At 72.7% G+C, this 22557-nt stretch carries 18 protein-coding genes; 3 read left to right on the forward strand and 15 right to left on the reverse strand.

Features of this window, described 5'->3' with window-relative positions; translation table 11 throughout:
- Positions 1-27 precede the first annotated feature (27 nt).
- The 5 genes from A6F73_RS25230 to A6F73_RS25250 form a co-directional block, all read right to left on the reverse strand.
- Positions 28-813: an enoyl-CoA hydratase gene (locus A6F73_RS25230; protein WP_063349877.1), complete on the reverse strand. Its 786-nt coding sequence runs from the start codon at positions 811-813 to the stop codon at positions 28-30.
- 172 nt (positions 814-985) lie between these two features.
- The gene (gene aceE / locus A6F73_RS25235) at positions 986-3712 is read right to left on the reverse strand and encodes a pyruvate dehydrogenase (acetyl-transferring), homodimeric type (protein ID WP_063349878.1); all 2727 of its coding nucleotides are present in this window, start codon (positions 3710-3712) and stop codon (positions 986-988) included.
- A gap of 195 nt (positions 3713-3907) precedes the next feature.
- A complete protein-coding gene (locus A6F73_RS25240) occupies positions 3908-4570 on the reverse strand; it encodes a GntR family transcriptional regulator (RefSeq protein WP_063349879.1) in 663 nt (220 codons plus the stop codon).
- A 115-nt stretch (positions 4571-4685) separates the two neighbouring features.
- Positions 4686-5732: an enoyl-CoA hydratase/isomerase family protein gene (locus tag A6F73_RS25245; protein WP_063349880.1), complete on the reverse strand. Its 1047-nt coding sequence runs from the start codon at positions 5730-5732 to the stop codon at positions 4686-4688.
- 177 nt (positions 5733-5909) lie between these two features.
- A complete protein-coding gene (locus tag A6F73_RS25250; protein ID WP_063349881.1) occupies positions 5910-6521 on the reverse strand; it encodes a TetR/AcrR family transcriptional regulator in 612 nt (203 codons plus the stop codon).
- Positions 6522-6618: 97 nt separating this feature from the next.
- Here A6F73_RS25250 and A6F73_RS25255 point away from each other — a divergent pair, with 97 nt between their 5' ends.
- On the forward strand, positions 6619-7392 hold the full coding sequence (locus tag A6F73_RS25255) for an SDR family oxidoreductase (protein ID WP_063349882.1): 774 nt from the start codon (positions 6619-6621) through the stop codon (positions 7390-7392).
- A 142-nt stretch (positions 7393-7534) separates the two neighbouring features.
- On the opposite strand, the gene fahA is transcribed toward A6F73_RS25255, so the two are convergent.
- From fahA to A6F73_RS25290, 7 genes are all read right to left on the reverse strand, one after another.
- Complete coding sequence (fahA, locus tag A6F73_RS25260; RefSeq protein ID WP_063349883.1) at positions 7535-8758, reverse strand: fumarylacetoacetase; 1224 nt, start codon at positions 8756-8758, stop codon at positions 7535-7537.
- Complete coding sequence (locus A6F73_RS25265) at positions 8755-9636, reverse strand: hypothetical protein (RefSeq protein ID WP_063349884.1); 882 nt, start codon at positions 9634-9636, stop codon at positions 8755-8757. Before A6F73_RS25265 ends, fahA begins: the two co-directional genes overlap by 4 nt.
- Positions 9633-10859 (reverse strand): cupin domain-containing protein, encoded by a 1227-nt coding sequence (locus A6F73_RS25270; RefSeq protein WP_063349885.1) that lies wholly within the window; start codon positions 10857-10859, stop codon positions 9633-9635. Before A6F73_RS25270 ends, A6F73_RS25265 begins: the two co-directional genes overlap by 4 nt.
- Positions 10860-11020: 161 nt before the next feature.
- Positions 11021-12235: a 4-hydroxyphenylpyruvate dioxygenase gene (gene hppD, locus A6F73_RS25275; protein ID WP_063349886.1), complete on the reverse strand. Its 1215-nt coding sequence runs from the start codon at positions 12233-12235 to the stop codon at positions 11021-11023.
- A 206-nt stretch (positions 12236-12441) separates the two neighbouring features.
- A complete protein-coding gene (locus tag A6F73_RS25280; RefSeq protein WP_063349887.1) occupies positions 12442-13803 on the reverse strand; it encodes an alpha/beta family hydrolase in 1362 nt (453 codons plus the stop codon).
- 147 nt (positions 13804-13950) lie between these two features.
- The gene (locus A6F73_RS25285) at positions 13951-15651 is read right to left on the reverse strand and encodes an acyl-CoA dehydrogenase family protein (protein WP_063349888.1); all 1701 of its coding nucleotides are present in this window, start codon (positions 15649-15651) and stop codon (positions 13951-13953) included.
- A gap of 102 nt (positions 15652-15753) precedes the next feature.
- Positions 15754-16329: a PadR family transcriptional regulator gene (locus tag A6F73_RS25290; protein WP_063349889.1), complete on the reverse strand. Its 576-nt coding sequence runs from the start codon at positions 16327-16329 to the stop codon at positions 15754-15756.
- 186 nt (positions 16330-16515) lie between these two features.
- On the opposite strand from A6F73_RS25290, the gene A6F73_RS25295 reads away from it, so the two are divergent.
- Entirely contained in the window at positions 16516-16986 is a 471-nt protein-coding gene (locus tag A6F73_RS25295) for an SPW repeat protein (protein WP_063349890.1), read from the forward strand.
- Between the two features lie 125 nt (positions 16987-17111).
- Here A6F73_RS25295 and A6F73_RS25300 read toward each other — a convergent pair whose 3' ends face one another.
- Positions 17112-18518 (reverse strand): class II fumarate hydratase, encoded by a 1407-nt coding sequence (locus tag A6F73_RS25300; protein WP_063349891.1) that lies wholly within the window; start codon positions 18516-18518, stop codon positions 17112-17114.
- A gap of 226 nt (positions 18519-18744) precedes the next feature.
- Positions 18745-19503 carry a carbon-nitrogen hydrolase family protein gene (locus A6F73_RS25305; RefSeq protein WP_063349892.1) on the reverse strand — a complete coding sequence of 253 codons (759 nt, stop codon included), beginning with the start codon at positions 19501-19503 and terminating at the stop codon, positions 18745-18747.
- Positions 19504-20026: 523 nt separating this feature from the next.
- Here A6F73_RS25305 and A6F73_RS25310 point away from each other — a divergent pair.
- Entirely contained in the window at positions 20027-21853 is a 1827-nt protein-coding gene (locus A6F73_RS25310; protein WP_063349893.1) for a cholesterol oxidase substrate-binding domain-containing protein, read from the forward strand.
- Positions 21854-21874: 21 nt separating this feature from the next.
- On the opposite strand, the gene A6F73_RS25315 is transcribed toward A6F73_RS25310, so the two are convergent.
- Positions 21875-22456 (reverse strand): helix-turn-helix domain-containing protein, encoded by a 582-nt coding sequence (locus A6F73_RS25315; RefSeq protein ID WP_063349894.1) that lies wholly within the window; start codon positions 22454-22456, stop codon positions 21875-21877.
- Positions 22457-22557: the final 101 nt, after the last annotated feature.

Consider the following 22557-nt stretch of genomic DNA (forward strand, 5'->3'; position numbering starts at 1 on the left):
GTCAGCCGTCAGCCGTAAGCGGCCAGGTCACCGGTTGGTGAAGGACGGCGGGCGCTTCTCCGCGAACGCCGCCATGCCCTCCTTCTGGTCCGCCGTGGCGAACGCCGCGTGGAACAGCCGACGCTCGAAGCGCACGCCCTCGGCGAGGGTCGTCTCGAAGGCGCGGTTGACGCTCTCCTTGAGCATGACCGCCGCCGGGGTGGACATCGCCGCGACGGTCTCGGCCACCGTCAGGGCCTCGGCCAGCAGCTGGTCCGCCGGGACGATCCGGGAGACCAGGCCGGCCCGCTCGGCCTCCTCGGCGCCCATCATCCGGCCGGTCAGGCACAGTTCCATCGCCTTCGCCTTGCCGACCGCCCGGGTCAGCCGCTGCGAACCGCCGATGCCCGGGATGACACCGAGCTTGATCTCCGGCTGCCCGAACTTCGCGGTGTCCGCCGCCAGCAGGATGTCGCACAGCATCGCCAGCTCGCAGCCGCCGCCCAGCGCGAACCCGGCCACCGCCGCCACGACCGGCTTGCGCAGCGCGCCGAGCCGGTCCCAGGGGCCCAGCCAGTCGTCCAGGTAGACGTCCGGGAACCGGTTGCCCTGCATCTCCTTGATGTCGGCGCCGGCCGCGAACGCCTTCTCCGAGCCGGTGATCACCAGACAGCCGATCTCCGGGTCCCGGTCGAAGGCGGTGGCGGCCGCGACCACCTCGTTCATCAGCTGGGTGTTCAACGCGTTGAGTGCCTTCGGCCGGTTGAGCGTGATCAGCCCCACCCGGCCCTTGCGCTCGACCAGGATCGTCTCGTAGGTCTCGGTCTCGGTCATCGCCGTTGACTCCCATTCCGCTGCTCGGCGCCGCGCGGGCGCGCCCTGACCATCCAACGATCTACGACGCGCCCCGCCTCGCGCCAGTCTTGGTATGCGAGACGGTCGTCACGGGCCCGGCTCCTTCGCTGCGGAGCCGGGGCCCAGGGCTCCGGACGCGGGGAGTCAGGGGTCAGAAGCGGACCCCGTAGCGCTCGGCCGCCTGCCGGACGGTCTCCGCCTTGACCTCGCCCCGGCGCGCCAGCGCGGCCAGCGCCGCCACCGCGACCGACTGGGCGTCCACGCCGAAGTGCCGCCGCGCCGCGTCCCGGCTGTCGGAGAGGCCGAAGCCGTCCGTGCCCAGCGACGTCCAGTCCTGCTCCACCCACGGGCGGATCTGGTCCGGTACCGCGCGCATCCAGTCGCTGACCGCCAGCACCGGCCCGGGCGCCCCTGCCAGTGCCCGCGTCACGTAGGGGACGCGCGCCGCCGCGCCCGTACCGGCCGCCGCCTGCGCCAGGTTGGCCGCGTCGCAGTCCAGCGCCTCCCGGCGCAGCTCCGTCCAGGAGGGTGCCGACCAGACGTCCGCCGCCACGCCCCAGTCCTCGCCGAGCAGTTGCTGGGCGGCGAGCGCCCAGCGCACGGCGGTGCCCGAGGCGAGCAGCTGGAGCCGCGGGGCGTCGCCGCCCGGCGAGGGCTCCGCCTGGCGGTAGCGGTACAGCCCGCGCAGGATGCCGTCGGTGACGTCAGCGACGGCAGTAACGTCGGTGACATCCGTGCCGGTCGGCAGCGGCGGCTGTGGCAGCGCCTCGTTGTAGACGGTCAGGTAGTAGAACACGTCCTCGCCGTACGGGTGTTGGGGGCTGCTGCCGTACATCCGGCGCAGGCCCTCGCGGACGATCACCGCGACCTCGTACCCGAAGGCGGGGTCGTAGGACAGCGCCGCCGGGTTGGTGGAGGCGATCAACTGCGAGTGGCCGTCGGCGTGTTGCAGGCCCTCGCCGGTCATCGTGGTGCGTCCGGCGGTGGCGCCGATCAGGAAGCCTCGGCCCAACTGGTCGGCCAGGGCCCACATCTGGTCGGCGGTGCGCTGCCAGCCGAACATCGAGTAGAAGATGTAGAACGGGATCACCGGCTCGCCGTGGGTGGCGTACGCGGTCGCGGCGGCGGTCAGCGAGGCCATCGAACCGGCCTCCGTGATGCCCTCGTTGAGGATCTGGCCGGTCGCCGACTCCTTGTAGTGGAGCAGCTGGTCGCGGTCGACCGGGTCGTAGGTCTGCCCCAGCGGCGAGTAGATGCCGGCGCTCGGGAAGAGCGACTCCATGCCGAAGGTGCGCGCCTCGTCCGGGACGATCGGGACCCAGCGGCGGCCGGTGGCCTTGTCCCGCATCAGGTCCTTGACCAGCCGGACGAACGCCATGGTGGTCGCGATCTCCTGCGTGCCGGAGCCCTTGAGCAGCGTCTCGAAGGGTTTCGCGGGCAGCTCGGGCAGCGGGGTGAAGCGCACCCGGCGGGCGGGCGCGGGGCCGCCCAGCGCGGCGCGCCGCTCCCGGAGGTAGCGGGCCTCCGGGGAGTCCGGGCCCGGGTGCGCGTACGGGACCAGCTCGCCGGTCAGGGCACTGTCGGGAATGGGGAGTTCGAGCAGGTCGCGCATCGCCCGGAACTCCGCCCCGGAGAGCTTCTTCATCTGGTGGTTGGCGTTGCGGGCCTCGAAGCCGCGGCCGAGCGTCCAGCCCTTGACCGTCTGCACCAGCACCACCGTGGGGGCGCCCCGGTGCTCCAGCGCCGCCCGGTAGGCGGCGTACACCTTGCGCGGTTCGTGTCCGGCCCGGGAGGTCGCGACGATCTCCAACAGCCGCTGGTCGTCCACGGTTTCGGCGATTGCCCGGAGTTCGGGCGAGGCCTGGAACAGGTGCTCGCGGACGTAGCGGGCGTCGGAGGCGGCGTAGGTCTGGAACTGTCCGTCCGGCACCGTGCCGAGCCGGCGCACCAGCGCGCCCGTGGTGTCGCGGGCCAGGAGGTCGTCCCAGGCTTCGCCCCACAGCGACTTGACGACGTTCCAGCCGGCGGCGCGGAACTGGCGCTCCAGCTCCTGGGCGATCTTGCCGTTGCCGCGCACCGGTCCGTCCAGGCGCTGGAGGTTGCAGTTGACCACGAAGGTGAGGTTGTCCAGCCCCTCGCGGGCGGCGAGGGCGAGCGCGGCGGTCGACTCCGGCTCGTCCATCTCCCCGTCGCCGAGGAACGCCCAGACGTGCGAGCCGGACGTGTCCTTGATGCCGCGCGCGGTCAAGTACCGGTTGAACCGGGCCTGGTGGATGGCCGACAGCGGTCCGAGGCCCATGGACACGGTCGGGAACTCCCAGAACCACGGCAGCCGGCGCGGGTGCGGGTACGAGGGCAGGCCGTCGCCGCCGGCCTCCTGCCGGAAGCGGTCCAACTGGGCCTCGCCGATGCGCCCTTCGAGGAAGGCGCGGGCGTAGACGCCGGGCGCGGCGTGGCCCTGGACGTACAGCTGGTCGCCGGAGCCGTCGGCCTCCTTGCCGCGGAAGAAGTGCTGGAAGCCGACCTCGTACAGCCAGGCGGCGGACGCGTACGTGGCCATGTGCCCGCCGAGGCCGCCGCGGTGGTTGCCCCTGGTCACCATGGCGGCGGCGTTCCAGCGGTTCCAGGCGGTGATCCGCCGCTCCATCGCCTCGTCGCCGGGGAACTCGGGCTCGGCGCCGGTCGGGATGGTGTTGACGTACGGGGTGTCCAGGAGCGGCGGGACGTCGAGCCGGCGCAGTTCGGCGTGTTCGACGAGGCGGCGCAGCAGGTGGGCGGCGCGGTGCGCTCCGCCGAAGTCGCGGGCGGCGTCCAGGGAGGCGCGCCACTCCGCGACCTCTTCGGGGTCGTGGTCGGGAAGCTGGTCGAGCTGGGACACGGATGGTTCCCCTTTGCCGGTGCTTCAGAGTGCCGATTCCGGGATGCGGAATGGCATTTCTCTCCATGGAAGGTCTCTATGGACGGTAGGGAGTGGTCCGGCGACGCGTCAACCGCTACTGGAGGGTAATGTGAGCGATGATCGATCATCTTGGTGCGAACCATGGTGCCGCACCGGGACCCCGCCCGGATCCGCTCAGGCGGAGCGGTCGGCGTACTCCAGGACGTGTTCCGCCAACAGCCGCCCGACCTCCGGATCCCGCCGCCGGAAGGCCTCGATCAGCGGAGCGTGGTCGGCCGCGTTCTCGTGCAGCTCCGGGCGGACCCGGTGCAGCGACAGCACCGTCCACACCTCCACGCCCAGCCCCTCCCAGGTCCGCAGCAGTGCCCCGTTGCCGGCGGCGGCCACGATCTCGCGGTGGAAGGCCACGCCGTGCCGGGCCTGCCCGAGCGCGTCACCCGCCCCGGCCGCCGCCGCCATCCGTTCCGCGTGCCGCTCCAGGGCGGCGGTGTCCCCGGCCAGGCGGACGACCGCCGCCTCGGCGGCCAGCCGCTCCAGCGCGGCCCGCACCTGGTAGACCTCCCGCAGTTCGGCCGGGCTGATCTCGCGCACCCGCACGCCCCGGTTGGGCTCGGCGTCGAGCAGCCCGAGCGACTGCAGTGAGCGCAGCGCCTCGCGCACCGGCGCCTGGCTGACGTTCAACTCGGCGGCTAGGCGCCGTTCCACGATCCGGTCGCCGGGCTGCCAGCGCCCGTTCAGCAGGCCCTCCAGCAGCAGTCCGCGCACCTGCTCGCCGAGCGGCACCCGGGACAGCGGGTCGGCGTCCCCGGCGGGCGGCAGCGGGATCGGGCGGGTCATGCGGGCTCCTTGATCGTGGTTCACGACTCGTGGTTCACGACTCGTGGTTCACGACTCGTGGTTCACGACTCGTGGTTCATGGCGCGTGGTGATGCGGGGCCGCGGCGCAGCCCGGTCAGGCCAGGCCCAACTCGTCGCCCACGCGCGGGGCGAGGAAGCGGGCGACGTCCGCCTCCCCGACCTCGGCGAGCGCGGCCGGGGACCAGCGCGGGGTGCGGTCCTTGTCGATCACCTGGGCGCGGATGCCCTCGACCAGGTCAGGCCCGCTCAGCGCGGCGCAGGAGACGCGGTACTCCTGGTCGAGCACGGCCTCCAAGGAGGGGAGCGTGCGGGCCCGGCGCAGTGCGGCGAGGGTCACCGTGACGGCCGTGGGGGAGTTGCCGAGGACCAGCTCCGCGGCCTCCTTCGCCTCCGCCACGCCGGAGTTCAGCAGTCGTTCGACGATCTCCTCGACGGTGTCGGCCGTGTAGCAGGCGTCGATCCAGCCTCGCTGCTCCGCGAGCGCGGACCCTGGCGCGGGCTCGGCGTGCGAGGCGACGGCGGCGGCGGGGGCGGGGCTCTCGGCCAGGGCGTCGAGCAGCGCCGCGATCCGTGTCGAGGGGACGAAGTGGTCGGCGAACCCGCACAGCAGCGCGTCACCGGGGCCCATCGAGGCCGAGGTGAGTCCGAGGTGGGTGCCCAACTCGCCCGGGGCGAGCGCGAGCAGTCGACTGCCGCCGACGTCCGGGACCAGCCCGATCCGGGTCTCGGGCATCGCGACGGTGGAACGTTCGGTGACGATCCGGAGCGCGCCGTGGGCGGACAGGCCGATGCCGCCGCCCATGGTGATGCCGTCCATCACCGCGACGTACGGCTTCGGGTAGTGGGCGATCAGCGCGTTCAGCCGGTACTCGTCGCGGAAGAAGGCCCGGGCGCCGGCCCCGCCGGCCTTGGCGTCGTCGTGCAGTGCGCGGAGGTCGGCCCCGGCGCAGAGGCCGCGCTCGCCGGCGCCGGTCAGGACGACGGTGCGCACCCGGTCGTCCGCGGCCCACTCGGTCAGCGTCGCGTGGACGGTGGTGATCATGCCGTGGGTCAGCGAGTTGAGCGCCCGCGGCCGGTTCAGCACGATCCGCCCGGCCCCGCCGTCCAGGGAGACCTGGACCTCCGCCACCTCTGCGTTCATCGGGTCCGTTCCCGTCGTTCGGTCGTTCGGTCGTTCCTCGGTCTTGACGACTCCTGTCGTCCACCGTACCGGGGCGACGCGGAGCCGTGATCACCCGACCGGGCAGCGGGCCGTCCTCACGGCGGACCGGCGGACCGTCCTCACGGCGGACCGGCCGGCTGGGCCCGGTTCGGGTCCCTACGGCCAGGCGCGCAGGGCGAGTTCGGCGGTCCGGGCCAGGTCGGCGGCGGTGGCGCCGTCCCGGGCCTGCTGCGACATGCCCTGGATGACCGTGCCGAAGTAGCCGGCCAGCGCGTGCGGGTCGGCGTCGGGCGGGAGTTCGCCGTCCGCCTGGGCCGTGCGCAGCCTGGTCTCGAAGACGTGGAGGTTGCGGTTGCGCAGGTCACGCAGGTGGGCCTGGACCTCGGCGTCCTGCGGGGAGACGTTGGTGGCGGCGCTGATCACCAGGCAGCCGGCCGGGTGCGAGGGGTCGGGGTAGATGGCCGCCGCCTCCCGCAGGATCCGGGCGAAGGCCGCGTACGCGCTGGTCTCCTCGCGCAGGGCGGCCCCCGCGAACGCGCCGACGGGGGAGTGCCCGTAGTGGCGGACGACCTCCTCGAAGAGCGAGCGCTTGTCGCCGAACGCGGCGTAGAGGCTGCCGGGCCGGATGCCCATGGCGGTGGTCAGGTCGGTGACGGAGGTGGCCTCGTAGCCGCGTTCCCAGAACAGCCGGGTCGCCGCCGTCAGCGCCTCGTCCCGGTCGAAGGTCGGCGGTCGTCCGCGTCGGGGCCGCGTCGGGTTCTCGGTCATGCCGGAATTTTAGAACACCCGCTCAACAAGTGTGTTAGCTTCTTTCTTGAGTGAGCACTCAACAAATGTGGTGGGCGAAGCAGGAAGGGGCTCAGTCATGGGCACGCAGGCACTCAAGGGCAAGACCGCGCTGGTCACCGGGGGTAGCAGGGGGATCGGCCGGGCGATCGCCCGCAGGCTCGGCCGCGACGGCGCCACCGTCGCCGTCGGCTACGCCCGCGATCAGGAGGCGGCGGGCGAGGTCGTCGCGGGCATCCGCGCCGACGGCGGCCGGGCCTTCGCGCTGCACGCCGAACTCGGCCGGCACGGGGACGCGGCCGCGCTGTGGGAGGCGTTCGATGCCGGGATCGGCGCGCACGCGCCCGACGGCGGCGTCGACATCATCGTGAACAACGCCGGGATCGGGCGCAGTGCCGACCTCGCCGCGCTCACCGAGGAGGGCTTCGACGAGGTCTTCGCCGTCAACGTCCGCGCGCCGTTCTTCGTCGTCCAGCACGGCCTGCACCGGATGCGCGACGGCGGCCGGATCATCAACGTCTCCAGTGGCGCGGCCCGCCTCGCCATGCCGGAGATCATCGCCTACGGCGCGACCAAGGGGGCGCTCGACACCTTCACCCTCAACCTCGCCAAGCAGCTCGGCCCGCGCGGGATCACCGCCAACTCGGTCGCGCCGGGTGTCGTCGACACCGACGTCAACGCCGGCTGGCTGCGCGGCAACACGGAGGCGGAGGCCCATGCGGCCTCGCTCGCGGCCCTCGGCCGGGTCGGGCAGCCGGAGGACATCGCGGACATCGTCGCCTTCCTCGCCTCGGACGACGCCCGCTGGGTCACCGGCCGGGTCATCGACGCCACCGGAGGGGCGGGCCTGTAGGCGTGGTGCGTTCGGCGCGGGGGGAGTTCGGGGAGGGGGCGGGGGTAACGGATAGCAGCTGACAGATGATGAAATCTGTCAGCTGTTATCTGTCGTCTGTTATCTGTTTGCCGTCAGTTGTCGGCCGGCGGCTGCGGGCCCGCTACGGCTGGACCCGCCCCGTCACCTCGCCGAACCCGATGACGGCGCCCTCCGGCCCCGGCGCGGTGGCGGTGATGGTGACCTCGTCGCCGTCCTCCAGGAACGTCCGGGTGGTGCCGTCCGGGAGCTTCAGCGGCTCCTCGCCGTTCCACGTCAGCTCGATCAGCGCGCCGCGGGTTTCCGGCTCCGGCCCGCTGACGGTGCCCGAGGCGAACAGGTCGCCGGTGCGCAGCGAGGCACCGTTGACCGTCATGTGGGTGAGCTGCTGCTGCGCCGTCCAGTACATCGAGGCGAACGGCGGCCGGGACACCAGGTGCCCGTTCAGCCGGACTTCCAGCGCCAGGTCCAGTCCCCACGGCTCGCCGTCGCGGTCGTCCAGGTACGCCAGCGGCTCGACGTCGCGCTCGGGCGGCGCGACCCGGGCATGCTGCAGGGCGTCCAGCGGGACGATCCACGGGGAGACGGAGGTGGTGAAGGACTTGCCGAGGAACGGGCCGAGCGGCACGTACTCCCAGGCCTGGATGTCGCGCGCGGACCAGTCGTTGACCAGGCAGACGCCGAACACGTGCTCGCGGAAGTCGTCCAGGACGACCGGCCGGCCCAGCTCGGACGGGGTGCCGACGACGAAGCCGACCTCCGCCTCGATGTCCAGCCTCCGGGTCGGCCCGAACGACGGCGCCGGGTCGGCGGGCGCCTTGCGCTGCCCGTGGGGCCGCACCACCGGGGTGCCGGAGACGACCACCGTGCCGGCCCGCCCGTGGTAACCGATGGGCAGGTGCTTCCAGTTGGGGGTGAGCGGCTCCGAGCCCGGGCGGAAGATCCGGCCCAGGTTGGTGGCGTGGTGCTCGGAGGCGTAGAAGTCGACGTAGTCGGCGACCTCGAACGGCAGGTGCAGCTGGACCTCGCCCGCCGGCAGCAGCGCAGGCGACAGCGCCTCGCGGTAGGACTCGTCCGTCAGCCATCGGGTGAGGTCGGCCCGGACCTGCGTCCAGGTCGAACGCCCTGCCGCCAGCAGCGGGTTGAGCGAGTCCGCGGCCAGCAGCACGGACGGCGCCCCGGCGGCCCGGGCGGCCGCCGCGGCGTCCAGCACGAAGTCCCCGACGCGCACGCCGATCCGGCGCCGGCCGGGCTGGTCGGCGGCGGTGAACACGCCGTACGGCAGGTTGTGCACGCCGAACGGCGAGTCCTGGGCGCTGGCGAGCCAGCTGCGGGGGGTGGTGCTCAACGGTCCTCCTGGGGCTGTGACGTGGACGGCAGCAGGCCGAGCGCGGCCAGGTCGTCCAGGGGCTCGGCGATGCTGCACGTGCCGAACGCGGTGAACGAGTTCCGGATCACCGTAACCTGACGGTCGGTCAGTGCATGGGCGGCCTTGGCCAGCGCCGCGCCGTCGCGCTCCGCCAGTATCGCCGCTGCTGCGGCCCGGTCGGTCTCCTGCGCGGCCAGCAGCACGTTGAGGAAGCCGTGGTGCTCGAAGCCGGTGGCCGGGTCGGTGTGCCGGACGGCGTTGTGCAGTCCGGCGGTGCACTTGTACGGCAGTCCGCGCAGGGCGCAGCCGGTGAGGAAGGCGGCTAGCTCCTCCTCGTCCGGGAACGCCTCGGCCACCACCCCGCCGGTGCGGAACTTCGCCCGGTAGGGGCTGTCGACGAGCACGTCCAGCACCTCGTCCAGGCCGTCGCCGCGCAGGAGTTCGCGCGGCAGCTCGACGGCGGCCGGGACGTCCGGCGGCAGCAGCCGGTCCAGGGCGGCGACCGCCTCGGCGGCGTCCCGGACGGCGAGTTCGACGCCGACCACCTCGAAGGGTGCGGCGGCGGCGAGCGCCGGGCCGAGCTCGGCACTGCCCCCCGGCAGTACGAGCCCGACCCTGAGCGGCGCGCCGCCCGAAGCCGCCGCGGCCAACTCGCCCAGCCGGCCCGCCCCGCACAGGAGCGGACCGACCGCCTCGGCGTACCAGGCCGCGCGGTGCCCGCGGTGCGCGGGCACCGCCTCGGCGACCGGCAGGTTCCCCGGGGGGAACACCGCGGCGTCGTCGAAGAGCCCGTGGAACAGCTCGGGGATCGCCCCGGGGCCCGTCCGGTTGGTCACGGCGGACGAGGCGGCGCTCATCGCCCGGGCCCCCGACCGGCCCAGGTCCAGGCGTAGTTGCCGTCCTCGCCGGCCCGGCCGCCCTCGCCGAGCTCCAGCGGGCGGAACGTGTCCACCATGACGGCGAGTTCGTCGAAGAACTCCACGCCGATGCTGCGCTCGTACGCGCCCGGCTGCGGCCCGTGGGTGTGCCCGCCGGGGTGCAGCGAGATCGAGCCCTGGCCGATGCCCGAGCCCTTGCGGGCCGCGTAGTCGCCGCCGCAGTAGAACATGACCTCGTCGCTGTCCACGTTGGCGTGGTAGTACGGCACCGGGATCGACAGCGGGTGGTAATCCACCTTGCGGGGAACGAAGTTGCAGATCACGAAGCCGTTGCCCTCGAACACCTGGTGGGCCGGCGGCGGCTGGTGGACCCGGCCGGTGATCGGTTCGAAGTCCCGGATGTTGAAGGCGTACGGGTACAGGCAGCCGTCCCAGCCGACCACGTCGAAGGGGTGGTGCGGCACGGTGTAGCGGGTGCCCGAGACACCGTTCGGGCCGCGGTGCTTGACCAGCACGTCGACGTCTCCGGAGGCGTCTCCAGCGGCATCCCCGTCGGCGTCGACGACCAGCGGGCCGACCGGGCCGCGGAAGTCCCGCTCGCAGTACGGCGCGTGCTCCAGCAGCTGCCCGTACTTGGAGAGGTAGCGCTTGGCCGGGGTGATGTGGCTGTTCGCCTCGATGCAGTACGCGCGCAGCGGTTCGTCCCCGGCCGGCACCCAGCGGTGGGTGGTGGCGCGCGGGATGATCACGTAGTCGCCCTGGCCGACCTCGATCGAGCCGAAGACCGTCTCGACCGTGCCGGAGCCGGACTCCACGTACACGCACTCGTCACCGAGCCCGTTGCGGTACAGCTCGCTCGGGGCCCCGGCGGCGACGTACGAGATCCGCACGTCGCCGTTGCCGAGGACCAGGCGGCGGCTGCCGACGACGTCCGCGGACTTCCATTCCTGGTCCGCGAACAGCTCGTGCAGCTTGAGGTGGCGGGGGAGCAGGGGGTGGTTGGGCACCGTGGACTGGTCCGGCAGCTCCCACGGCACCGCGTTCACCACGGCCGAGGGGATACCCCGGTGGTAGAGCAGCGAGGAGTCCGACGAGAACCCCTCCTCGCCCATCAACTCCTCGTAGTACAGCCCGCCTTCGGGTGTGCGGTGCTGGGTGTGCCGCTTGGGCGGGATGCTGCCCAGCTGCCGGTAGTACGCCATCTCCCTGCTCCTCCTCGACCGTGCTCAGCCGACCGTCCTCACGGTACGCCCGACCGTGCTCAGAGTTCCCCGGTGCTCAGAGCTTCTCAGTGTTCAGAGCTGCTCAGCGCCCGGGGTTCCCCCCGTGTTCAGGACTCCCCGTGCTCAGGGCTCCCCGGCACTCACAGGTTGCCGCGGGCGTCCTGCTCGCGCTCGATCGCCTCGAACAGCGCCTTGAAGTTGCCCTTGCCGAAGCCCAGCGAACCGTGCCGCTCGATGAACTCGTAGAAGACGGTGGGGCGGTCGCCGATCGGCTTGGTGAAGATCTGCAGCAGGTAGCCGTCCTCGTCGCGGTCGACCAGGATGCCGCGCGACTTCAGCTCGTTGATGTCCACCCGCACCTTGCCGATCCGGGCGCGCAGCTCCGGGTCGTCGTAGTACGAGTCGGGGGTGTTGAGGAACTCCACGCCGCGCGAGCGCAGCACGTCGACGGTGGTGAGGATGTCGTTGGTGGCGAGCGCCATGTGCTGGCAGCCGGGGCCGGTGTAGAACTCCAGGTACTCGTCGATCTGCGACCGCTTCTTGGCGATGGCCGGCTCGTTGAGCGGGAACTTCACCCGGTGGTTGCCGCTGGCGACGACCTTGGACATCAGGGCGGAGTAGTCGGTGGCGATGTCGTCGCCGACGAACTCGGCCATGTTCACGAAGCCCATGACCCGGTTGTAGAACGACACCCACTCGTCCATCCGGCCCAGCTCGACGTTGCCGACGGCGTGGTCGAGGGCCTGGAACAGGCGCTTGGGCGAGCCCTCCGGGTGCTGGACCTTGCTCTGCGCGGTGATGTACCCCGGCAGGTAGGGGCCGTGGTAGCGGGAGCGGTCGATCAGGGTGTGGCGGGTCTCGCCGTAGGTGGCGATGGCCGCGCGGCGCACGGTGCCGTTCTCGTCGGAGACGTCGTTCGGCTCCTCCAGGACGGTCGCGCCGGTCGCGCGGGCGTGCGCGATGCACTTGTCGACGTCCGGGACCTCCAGGGCCAGGTCGACGACGCCGTCGCCGTGGCGGCGGTGGTGGTCCAGCAGCGGGCTGTCCGGCAGCACCCCGCCCTTGATCACGAAGCGGCAGGAGCCGGAGCGGAGCACGAAGGCCTTGCGGTCGCGACGGCCGGTCTCCGGGCCGGAGTAGGCGACCAGCTCCATGCCGAACACGGCCTGGTAGAACTGGGCCGTCTGGGTGGCGTTGCCGACCACGAAGACGACCGCGTCCTGCGCGGTGACCGGGAACGGGTCGGTGGCCGGGTCGTGCTCGACGAGGCCGACGAGGCGGCGCAGCTGGTCGGCGTCGAGGCCGGCCTCGCGCTCCTCGGGGGTCAGCTCAAGGGCGTGGGACTGCGGGGTCATCGGTCGTTCCTCCACTTTTGGCCTCGGCTCTGAGGCGTCCGCTTGAGGCGGCCGCGCCGCGAACGGGTGGGCGGTGCGGCTGGCGGAGAGCTTGCTCCTGTCCGGGTGGCTGGGCAACAGGTCGGGATTTCACTGTTCAATGTGTACAAGCTGATCAGGAAATCCCGCATTCAGCTGCGCAAAATGTGCTGCCGGTCGAGGCCGGTTCACGGGGTCCGCGACACCGGCTCCTGGACGGTCCCGGGCGGTGCGAGGTGGCGCAGGAACCAGGCCCCGGCGAGCTCGGCGACCTGGTCCAACGTGCCCGGCTCCTCGAACAGATGGCCCGCACCCGGCACCACCGCCAGTTCGCTCACGCAGTGCAGCCGGGCCCGGGCCCGCCGGTTCAGGTCGATCACGGTGGTGTCCAGGCCGCCGACCACGAGCAGCGTCGGGGCGCTCACCCGGTCCAGGACGTCGGGACCGGCGAGGTCGGGGCGCCCGCCGCGGGAGACCACCGCGCCGACGGCGGGCCCGAGCGAGGTGGCGGTGTGCAGGGCGGCGGCGGTGTGCAGCGCGGCCGCGGCGCCGGTGCTGGCGCCGAAGAGGCCGAGCGGCAGGCCGCGGGTCTCCTCCAGCCGGCCCAGCTCCTCGGCGACGGCGGTCAGCCGGTCACCGAGCAGACCGACGTCGAACACCTTGCGGCGGTCCGGCTCCTCCGCCTCGGTGAGCAGGTCGAACAGCAGCGTGGCCAGCCCGGAGCGGTTCAGGTACCGGGCGACGTGCCGGTTGCGCGGGCTGCGCCGGCCGCTGCCGCTGCCGTGCGCGAAGAGCACGATGCCGCTCGGTGCGGCGGGGACGGTCAGCCGGCCGGCGAGGCGCACACCGGCGGCGCGCAGGACCAGCTCGCGGTCCACGCCCACCGGCCCTGGCACGCGCCCGCCCGCGGCCTCGGCGAGCAGCCGCAGGACCTCCTCGTCGCCGGTCTGCGCGAAGTCCCCGTAGAACTCGCCGATCGAGAAGAACGGCGACGGCGTACCGACGCAGACCAGCTCGTCGGCGACCTCGGACAGGCGCTGCGTCCAGTCCGCCGGGGCCACCGGGACGGCGAGCACCACCCGGGCCGCGCCCCGGGCCCGGACGATCCGGCAGGCGGCCCGGGCGGTGGAGCCGGTGGCGACGCCGTCGTCCACCACGATCACCGTGCGGCCGCGCAGGTCGGCGGGCGGGCGGCCGCCCCGGTAGCGGCGGGCCCGGCGCTCCAACTCGGTGCGCTCGCGCCGCTCCACGGCGGCCAGCTGGTCGTCGCCGACCCCGGCCAGCCGGATGACCTGCTCGTTCAGCACCCGGACGCCGTCCTCGCCGATCGCCCCCATGCCCAGCTCGGGTTGGTAGGGCACGCCGAGCTTGCGGATCACGCAGATGTCCAGCGGCGCGCCGAGCGCGGCCGCCACCTCGGCGGCCACCGGAACCCCGCCCCTGGGCAGGGCCACCACCACGGTGTCGGCGCCGCCCAAGTGGCCCACGCGGGCGGCCAGCCGCCGGCCCGCGTCGGTCCGGTCGGTGAAGTGGGTCCCGGTGCCGTGCATGACGCGCCCTCCGTGTTCCACGGTACGTCCGGGCGGCGTCGGGCGGGGCACCGAGGGCGCGGGCCTGGGGTGCGGGCCGGGGGGCCGAGGGCGCGGCCCGTGCCCCAGGCCCGCACCCTCGGGCTCGTTCCTCGTTCTGCGCGGCGGCTACGGCCGCATCTCGTACGCGCCCGACAGCTCCTCGACCCGGGCCCACACGGCGGCGGCCCGCTCCGCGTTGGCGACCGGCCGGCGCACGTTCGCCAACGCCCAGGCGGCCTGCTCCGGGGTCGTCGAGGCCTTGCCGTGCAGCTCGGTCGCGTGCGCGGAGAAGTCGCGGACCAGCGCGTCGAAGATCTGGTCCAGGACGTCCTCGTCCAGGCCGGTCAGCTCCGCCTGCTCCAGCACCAGCTGGCCGTAGACGATCAGTGCGAACAGCTGGCCGATCTCCAGCAGGAAGTCCAGGTCCGCCTGCTGCTCCTTGCTCGGTGCGTGGCTGAGGAGCAACTCGCAGAAGCCGTCGGCCTGTTCGCGGAATCGGGCGACGTTCGGCAGCTGGGTGTGGCGGTCGTACGCGGTGCGCCAGTCGTGGAAACGGATCGCGCCGAGGCCGCGTGCCGCACCCTGGCGGAACAGGAAGGCGTCATCGGTGGCGTCCAGCCGGGTCGGCACCGGGGCGTAGTCGCTCGGGGCGAACAGGTAGTTGCCCATGAACTTGAGGATCAGCGCCAGGTTGACGTGGACGGTGCCCTCCAGCTTCGGCAGGCCGCGGATGTCCTTCGCCGCCTTGTCGAAGTAGGTGTCCGCCTCGAAGCCCTTGGCCGCGATGACGTCCCACATCAGGTCGATGACCTTCTCGCCCTCGGTGGTGACCTTCATCTTGGTCATCGGGTTGAACAGCAGGTAGCGGCGGTCCTCGGGGGAGGCGGTGCGGAAGTAGTCCACGGCCCGCGCACTGAACATCTTCATCGCCACCAGGCGGGCGTACGCGTCGGTCAACTCCCGCCGCACGTGGGGGAAGTCGGTGACCTTCCGGCCGTACAGTACCCGGTTGTGGGCGTGCGTGACGGCCTCGTACATCGCGTGCTCGCAGATGCCGACCGAGGCCGTGCAGAGGTTGAACTTGCCGACGTTGACGGTGTTCAGCGCGGCGTCGAAGGCGGCCTGCCCGGTGTGCAGCACGTCCTCGGCGCGCACCGGATAGCCCTCCAGCCGGAACTCGCTGACGTACATCTGGGCGTTCACGACGTTCTTGACCAGGTGGTACGCGTCGTGGCGGCTGTCGGCGGCGAAGAAGACGTAGCCCTCGGGGCCCTCGACGTCGGAGCGGCGGCCGAACACCGAGACCAGGCCGGCCACGTTGCCGTTGCCGATGTAGTACTTGGAGCCGGTCGCGGTGAAACCGCCCTCGCCGTCCGGGGTGAGGATCATGTCGGTGGAGTAGATGTCGGCGCCGTGGGTGCGCTCGGAGAGCCCGAACGCCATGACGTGACCCTCCGTCAGGAGCTTGGCGGCGCGGGCCCGGACGGCCTCGTTCTTGCTCTGCCAGACCGGCCCGAGGCCGAGGATGGTGACCTGCCAGGTGTACCAGTAGCCGAGACCGTAGAAGCCCAGGATCTCGTTCAGTTCGGTGATCCGGGAGGTGTCCCAGCGCTTGCCCGGGTCGGCCGCGGACGGGGTCAGGAACTCCGCGAACAGGCCCTCCGCGGCGGCGAATTCGAGGAAGTCGGCGTACCAGGTGCGGTCGACGTAGGTGTCGATCAGCGCCTTCTTGCCGCGGGACTCGAACCAGTCCACGGTCGCGCGCAGCAGCCGGCGGGTCGGCTCGTCGAACTGCGCGGGGTCGTACGTACGCGGGTTGAAGAGCATCACGGGCTCCCGGGGGTCGAGGGTGAGGGGCGGCGGGTGGTGGCTGCTGGGTGGCGGCGAACAGCGAACAGCGAACAGATAACAGATGACAACTAACAGATTTCAGATTCTGTTATCTGTTACCTGTTGTCTGTCACCCGCGGCGAGGCGGTGCAGGGTGGCGAGCACGTCGTCGAGCCAGGCGAGGGTCATCCGCTCGTACTCGATGCCGCCGCGCAGCACCACGTGCTGGAGCTCCTGCCGGGTGTCGAGCGCGGTGAGGTCGGGGAAGTCGCGCTGCTCGCCGTGCAGGTAGCGGGCGAGCAGGGCGGCGTGGCCCTCGCGGTGCCGTTCGACCTCGGAGATCAGCGCGGCCGGGTCGTCGAAGGCGGCGGCGCGGATCTTGACCGCGAGCTCGTGTCGGACGGACTCCGGCTCGACCGGTTCGCGCAGCCAGTCGGCGAGCACGGCCCGTCCGGCGTCGGCCGCCGAGTAGACCTTCTTGTCCGGCCGGCCGTCCTGGGCGACCTCCTCGGCGGCGACCCAGCCGTCGGCCTCCATCCGCCGCAGCACCTTGTAGATCTGCTGGTGGGTGGCGGTCCAGAAGCGCCCGATGGAGCGGTCGAAGCGCCGGGCCAGTTCGTAGCCCGAGCCCGGCTGCTCCAGCAGTGAGACGAGGATCGCGTGCTCCAGTGCCATGTCCCGCATCCTGCTATGCAACGAATTGCATAGGCAATGGGGGTCCGGAGTGGTGAGACGCAGGTCACCGGCGTGATCGGATGGTTATCGATCATTTGTGGCCAAAGGGCGCAAATCATCGGATAAGCGCCAGAATGGGTACGGGGCAAGAGCCCTCCATGTTCCGAACCATAGGAGGTGGTATCGGTGTCTACCCAGATTCCGATGGGCATGGAGCATCACCCGGACATCGTCGAACTCCGGGAGCACTACGAGCGGATCACCTCGACCCCGCGCGCCCAGGCCACGGAGGCCCTGGCCGTGCTGGCCGGCCTGTTCCTGGCGGCATCGCCATGGATCGTCGGCTTCACCGCCTTCAACACGCTGACCGTGACCTGCCTGATCGTCGGCCTGGCCTACTGCGTGCTGATGGCGGGATACGGGTCGGCCTACGAGCGCACCCACGCGAGGGCCTGGGCGGCCACCGTGCTCGGCGCGTGGACGATCGTCTCTCCCTGGCTCGTCTCCGGATCGGCCGCGCAGGGCAGGAACATCGTCACCTGCGTCATCGTCGGTGCCGTGATGTTCCTGCTCGGTCTCGCGGCGATCTCGATGGCCACGATCACGGCGAACGGAGCAGCGATGCGGCTCGGCCGGGCCGGCCGCGCCAAGGGCTGACGTCACTGACAGTCCGCGTCCGGGGCGTGGAGGGCCGAACCGTCCTCCGCGCCCCGGCGCACGTCGTCAGGGAGCCGCGGCCGTCATGGGCGGGTCGTTGGCCGTCATGGGCGGGTGGGTGGCCGTCACGGGCGGGTCATCCGCAGGACGTCCAGCGCCTCGTCGAGCTGTTCCCGGGTGAGCTTGCCCTGTTCCACGTAGCCGTGCTCCAGCACGACCTGTCGGATCGTCTTCCGCTCGGCCAGCGCCTGCTTGGCGACCTTCGCCGCCTCCTCGTACCCGAGGTAGCGGTTCAGCGGGGTGACCACCGAGGGGGAGGACTCCGCGTACTCCCGGGCCCGTTCGACGTTGGCGGTGATGCCGTCCACCGTCCGGTCCGCCAGCAGTCGGGCGCTGTTGGCGAGCAGCCGCACCGACTCCAGCACGTTGCGGGCGAGCACCGGGAGCATCACGTTCAGCTCGAAGTTGCCGCTCGCGCCGGCCAGGGTGACCGTCGCGTCGTTGCCGACCACCTGGGCGGCGACCATCAGCACCACCTCGGGGAGCACCGGGTTCACCTTGCCCGGCATGATCGACGAACCGGGTTGCAGGTCCGGCAGGTTGATCTCGCCGAGGCCGGTGCGCGGGCCCGAGCCCATCCACCGCAGGTCGTTCGCGATCTTCGTGAAGCCGACGGCCACCGTGCGCAGTTGCCCGCTCAGCTCGACCAGGGCGTCGCGGGCGCCCTGCGCCTCGAAGTGGTCCCGGGCCTCGGTCAGCGGCAGGCCGGTGGTGCGGGCGACCTCCTCGATCACCGCCGCCGGGAAGCCCGGCGGGGTGTTGATCCCGGTGCCCACCGCCGTGCCGCCGAGGGGCAGTTCGGCGACCCGGGGGAGCGTCGCCAGCAGCCGCTCCCGCCCGTGCCGCACCTGAGCGGCGTAGCCGCCGAACTCCTGGCCGAGGGTGACCGGCGTGGCGTCCATCAGGTGCGTCCGGCCCGACTTGACCACCTGCGCGAACTCGGCGGCCTTGCGTTCCAGCGCCTCCGCCAGGTGCTCCAGCGCCGGGATCAGGTCGTGCGTGACGGCGGCGGTGGCGGCGATGTGGATCGAGGACGGGAAGACGTCGTTGGACGACTGGCTGGCATTCACGTGGTCGTTCGGGTGGACCGGGCGGCCCAGCCGCTCGGCGGCCAGGGTGGCGATCACCTCGTTGGCGTTCATGTTGGACGAGGTGCCCGAACCGGTCTGGAACACGTCCACCGGGAACTCGTCGTCCCACCGTCCTTCGGCGACCTCCTCGGCCGCCGCCGCGATCGCCGCCGCCGTGTCCTCGTCCAGGACGCCGAGACGGGCGTTCACCCGGGCCGCGGCGGCCTTGATCCCGGCCAGCGCGGCGATGTGCGCGCGCTCCAGCCGCTGTCCGGACACCGGGAAGTTCTCCACCGCCCGCTGCGTCTGCGCCTGCCACTTCGCGGCGGCCGGCACCCGGACCTCGCCCATCGAGTCGTGCTCGACGCGGTACTCCCGCTGGTTCTCCTGCTCGTCACCCATCACGCGCTGCACCTCCTGAACGGGCCGGTGGTCCGGCCCCGAGCGGTCTCCGATCACCACAGCCGCGCGCGGGCCCCGGGTATTTCCGCCCGGCCGCATCCGGTGTTGCAGCCCGGCCACGCTCGCCGTTCCGGCCCGGCCGCATCCACGGTTACGGCCGGGCCGCGCCCGTCGTTGCCGCCGGGTCCGCCCGGCCGCATCCGGTCGTTACCGTCGCGTCCGGTCGTTACCGCCGGGGCAGCTCGGCGCGGACCAGTTCGCCCGGCGCGGTGCCGGCCTGGGCGACCAGGGCGCCGCCCGGCGCCCAGAAGCCGGAGCCGCCCGAGGTCTGCGGCTGCTCGCCGCTCGCCCCGGCGGAAGTGGCCAGCACGGCCCACACCCCGTGGGTGGCGGCGCGGTCGCGGAGGTGCCCGTCCCGGCGGGCGGCCTGCGCGGGCCCCGCGCCGTACAGGGTGGAGGCGACGTAGGCGTCGATGCCGAGCGCGGCGGTCTCCTCGGCGTGCGCGGGATCGGCGGCGTCGGCGCAGATCGCGAGGCCGAACCGCAGGCCGTCCAGTTCCAGGACGGCGGGCCCGTGGCCGGGGGTGAACCGGTCGTGCTCGGCGCCGTGCAGCCGCGTCTTCCGACACACGACGACGGCGCCTTCGCCGGTGACGGCCAGGGTGGCGATGGACTCGCCCCCGTCGGGCTCGGTGACCGGCGCGCCGACCAGGGCGGTCGTGCCGGTCGCGGCGCAGGCGGCGACCAGCGGGGCGAGGCGCGGATCGGCCGGGCCGAGCGCGGGTGCGGCCAGGTCGTAACCGGTCAGGGACAGCTCGGGGAACACCACCAGGCGCGCGGCGGCCTCCCGTACGGCCTGCGCGTGCCGTTCGACGTTCACGGCCACGGTGTCCGGGCGGCCGGCGTCGGCGCAGGCGGGCTGGGCGACGGCCACGGTGACGGTGGCAGTGGGGGTGGTGGTGGCGGCGATCAGGGGTGCGGGCATGGCGGTGGCTCCGGGCACGAGGTGGAAAAGATCAACGTATGCGCAGGTCCGGGCGGTGGACAAGGGTTTCGCGTGGCAGCCGGGACGGAGCCGCCCGGGGCGGACGCACGCACCGCTCCGCGCTGCGCCCGGAGCGGCCGCGGCCCGGAACATGATCACCCGAATGGATGAATAGCTGCGTGGAGTGCTTCAAACTGCCGTACGCCACTTCGTACGCTCCTGCCCAGGCCGGATTCACACCGGCCCCACCCGGATCGCCGCTGCTCGGCATCACTGCTGCTGCTCGGCATCATCGCTGCGCGGCATCACCGCCGCTCGGCGCGGGTGACCGGCTAGTGGGGGCGGACTCATGACGACGACAGGGCGGGGCATGACCGGGGGCACGGAAGACCGCGGGGGGACGGGCCCGGGGACGGAGTCGGGGACGGAGCCGAGGACGGCTCCGGACGCGGTCCCGGACGCGGGGAACGGGCGCGGGAAGGTTCGTGGAAACGCCAGGGGCGGCGGCCTCACCAGGCGGCAGATGCTCGGCGCCTCGGCCGCCCTGGGCGGCGCGGCCTGGCTGCTGCGCGGCACCATCGGCCCGGACAGCGCCGAGGCGGCCACCCCGGTGCCGCCCGGCCTGCCCGCCGGCACCGAGTTGTACCAGCGGGTCTTCCAGAACTGGTCCGGCGAGATCCGCACCGACCAGCTGTGGACCTGCGCGCCCCGCACGCCCGAGGAGGTGCCGGCGCTCGCCGACTGGGCGCACGCCAACGGCTGGCGCCTGCGCGCCACCGGCTACCGGCATACCTGGGCGCCGCTCACCGTCGCCAACGGGACCCCGGACAGCGCCCGCGTCCTGCTCGTGGACACCAGCCGCCACCTCACCGCGATGACCGCCGACTCGCCGACCACCGTCCGGGTCCAGACCGGCGCCACCATGGAGGACCTGCTCGCCCACCTGGCCGGCCGGGGCCTTGGCCTGACCGCGTGCCCGGCACCCGGCGAACTCACCGTCGGCGGGGTGCTCGCCATCGGCGGCCACGGCACCGCCGTACCCGCCGCCCACGAACTCCGGCCGGAGGGGCACGGCTACGGCTCGGTCAGCAACCAGGTCGTCCGGCTCACCGCCGTCGTCCTCGACCCGGCCACCGGCCGCTACACCCTGCGCACCTTCGAGCGCGCGGAGGCCGACAGCGCCGCCTTCCTGGTGCACCTGGGCCGCGCCTTCCTCACCGAGGTCGTGCTGCGGGCCGGCGCGGACCGGCCGCTGCGCTGCGTCAGCCGTCTCGACATCCCTGCCAGCGAACTGTTCGCCCGCCCCGGCACCGGAGGCGGCGGCGGGATCCTGGGCGGCGGCGGGCTCCTGGGTGGCCTGCTCGGCGGTGGCGGCCCGCGCACCCTCGCCGACTTCGTCGAGCGCGACGGCCGGGTCGAGGCGATCTGGTTCGCCTACACCGAGTACCCCTGGCTGAAGACCTGGAGTGTCGCCCCGGCCAAGCCGCTGGGCTCCCTGCCCGTCGACCAGCCCTACAACTACCCCTTCTCGGACAGCATTCCGGAACCGGTCGCCCGGCTCGCCGGCCAGATCCTTGCCGGCGCCTGGGGATCGGCCCCGTTGTTCGGCCAACTCCAGTACCTGATCGCCAAGGTGGCGCTCACCGGCGACCTCACGGACGTCCTCCTCTCCGGCGGACTGCTGCGCGACCTGCTCAGCGGCGACCTGATCACCCACCTGCTCGCCGGTGGCCTGCGCTCCGACCTCTGGGGCCCGTCGCGCAGCCTGCTGCAGTACGTCCGGCCCACCACCCTGCGGGTGACCGCCAACGGTTACGCGGTCCTCGCCAAGCGTGCCGACCTCCAGTGGGTGGTCAGCGAATTCGCCTCCTACTACCGGAAGTTGCTGGCCGACTACCAGGCCCGGGGGGAGTTCCCGGTGAACGGCGCGGTGGAGATCCGGGTCACCGGCGTGGACGACCCGACCTCCTCCGGCGTCCCCGGCGCGCGGCCGCCGCTGCTGTCCGCGCTGCGTCCTCGGGCGGACCGCCCGGAGTGGGACACCGCGATCTGGCTCGACGTCCTGGCCTTCCCCGGCACCCCGGGGCTGGAGCGTTTCGCCCGCGACCTGGAGCAGTGGTTGCTGCGCACCTTCGACGGCACCCGGGCGGGCCTGCGGGTCGAGTGGTCCAAGGGCTGGGCGTACACCGCCGACGCGGCCTGGTCCGACCCGGACCTGCTCGGCCGGGTCATCCCCGCGAGCCTGCGCGACGGCGGCGGGCCGGGCTGGGACGAGGCGGTCGCCGTCCTGGACCGGCACGACCCGCACCGGGTGTTCGGAAACCCCTTCCTGGACGGGCTGTTGAAGTAGTGGAGCACATCTGACTGATCGTCAGATGTGCTCCATGACGATCACCGCGAGGGTGTCCGGAGCCAGTGCGCGGAAGACGTGCGGGGCGTCGCCCGGGTAGCTCACGTAGTCGCCCGGGCCCAGCTCGACCGGGGCCTCCGTCGGTCCGGCCAGCGCCCGGCCCGAGCCGACCAGCACGTGCTCGACGGTGCCGGGCATGTGCGGGTCGGAGGCCCGGGTCTCGCCCGGCTGCGCCTCGATCCGGTAGATGTCGCGCCGGGCGTTCGGCGGGCAGGAGGACAGTACGGTCGCCGCGTAGTCGGCGCGCTCGGAGTGGGTCACCGGGCCCTCGCCGGCCCGGATCACCCTGACCGCCGGGCGCGGGGGGTCGACCAGGCGGCTGAACGGTACGTTCAGCGCGACGGCGAGGGCCCAGAGCGTCTCCACGCTCGGGTTGCCCGCGCCCGACTCCAGCTGGGAGAGCGTCGACTTGGCGATGCCCGCGCGCCGGGCCAGCTCCGCCATCGACAGCCCGCCGCGTTCGCGCTCGCGCCGGATGGAGACGGAGATCAGGCCGATCAGATCCGCGCCGGAACCCGCGCTCGGGGTGGTCCGGTCACTCATGCTTGCCACTCACGCTCTCTCCTGGTTCCTTCTCCGGCCCCCGTGCGGCTGGTGCCGTTCATGCTGCCACTCGTGAGGGCGGCTGTCCGCATCTGCCCGCC

The sequence above is a fragment of the Streptomyces sp. MJM8645 genome, from assembly GCF_001625365.1.
Taxonomy (GTDB): Bacteria; Actinomycetota; Actinomycetes; order Streptomycetales; family Streptomycetaceae; genus Kitasatospora.

Bases quoted from the DNA above. Each gene is read 5' to 3' on its own strand.
- A6F73_RS25280 (WP_063349887.1), bottom strand. From the start codon at position 13,803: ATGCACGGCACCGGGACCCACTTCACCGACCGGACCGACGCGGGCCGG.
- hppD (WP_063349886.1), bottom strand. From the start codon at position 12,235: ATGACCCCGCAGTCCCACGCCCTTGAGCTGACCCCCGAGGAGCGCGAG.
- A6F73_RS25245 (WP_063349880.1), bottom strand. From the start codon at position 5,732: ATGAACGCAGAGGTGGCGGAGGTCCAGGTCTCCCTGGACGGCGGGGCC.
- A6F73_RS25305 (WP_063349892.1), bottom strand. From the start codon at position 19,503: ATGCCCGCACCCCTGATCGCCGCCACCACCACCCCCACTGCCACCGTC.
- A6F73_RS25230 (WP_063349877.1), bottom strand. From the start codon at position 813: ATGACCGAGACCGAGACCTACGAGACGATCCTGGTCGAGCGCAAGGGC.
- A6F73_RS25270 (WP_063349885.1), bottom strand. From the start codon at position 10,859: ATGGCGTACTACCGGCAGCTGGGCAGCATCCCGCCCAAGCGGCACACC.
- A6F73_RS25265 (WP_063349884.1), bottom strand. From the start codon at position 9,636: ATGAGCGCCGCCTCGTCCGCCGTGACCAACCGGACGGGCCCCGGGGCG.
- A6F73_RS25285 (WP_063349888.1), bottom strand. From the start codon at position 15,651: ATGCTCTTCAACCCGCGTACGTACGACCCCGCGCAGTTCGACGAGCCG.
- A6F73_RS25240 (WP_063349879.1), bottom strand. From the start codon at position 4,570: ATGACCCGCCCGATCCCGCTGCCGCCCGCCGGGGACGCCGACCCGCTG.
- A6F73_RS25250 (WP_063349881.1), bottom strand. From the start codon at position 6,521: ATGACCGAGAACCCGACGCGGCCCCGACGCGGACGACCGCCGACCTTC.
- A6F73_RS25310 (WP_063349893.1), top strand. From the start codon at position 20,027: ATGCTCGGCGCCTCGGCCGCCCTGGGCGGCGCGGCCTGGCTGCTGCGC.
- A6F73_RS25300 (WP_063349891.1), bottom strand. From the start codon at position 18,518: ATGGGTGACGAGCAGGAGAACCAGCGGGAGTACCGCGTCGAGCACGAC.
- A6F73_RS25290 (WP_063349889.1), bottom strand. From the start codon at position 16,329: ATGGCACTGGAGCACGCGATCCTCGTCTCACTGCTGGAGCAGCCGGGC.
- A6F73_RS25255 (WP_063349882.1), top strand. From the start codon at position 6,619: ATGGGCACGCAGGCACTCAAGGGCAAGACCGCGCTGGTCACCGGGGGT.
- A6F73_RS25315 (WP_063349894.1), bottom strand. From the start codon at position 22,456: ATGAGTGACCGGACCACCCCGAGCGCGGGTTCCGGCGCGGATCTGATC.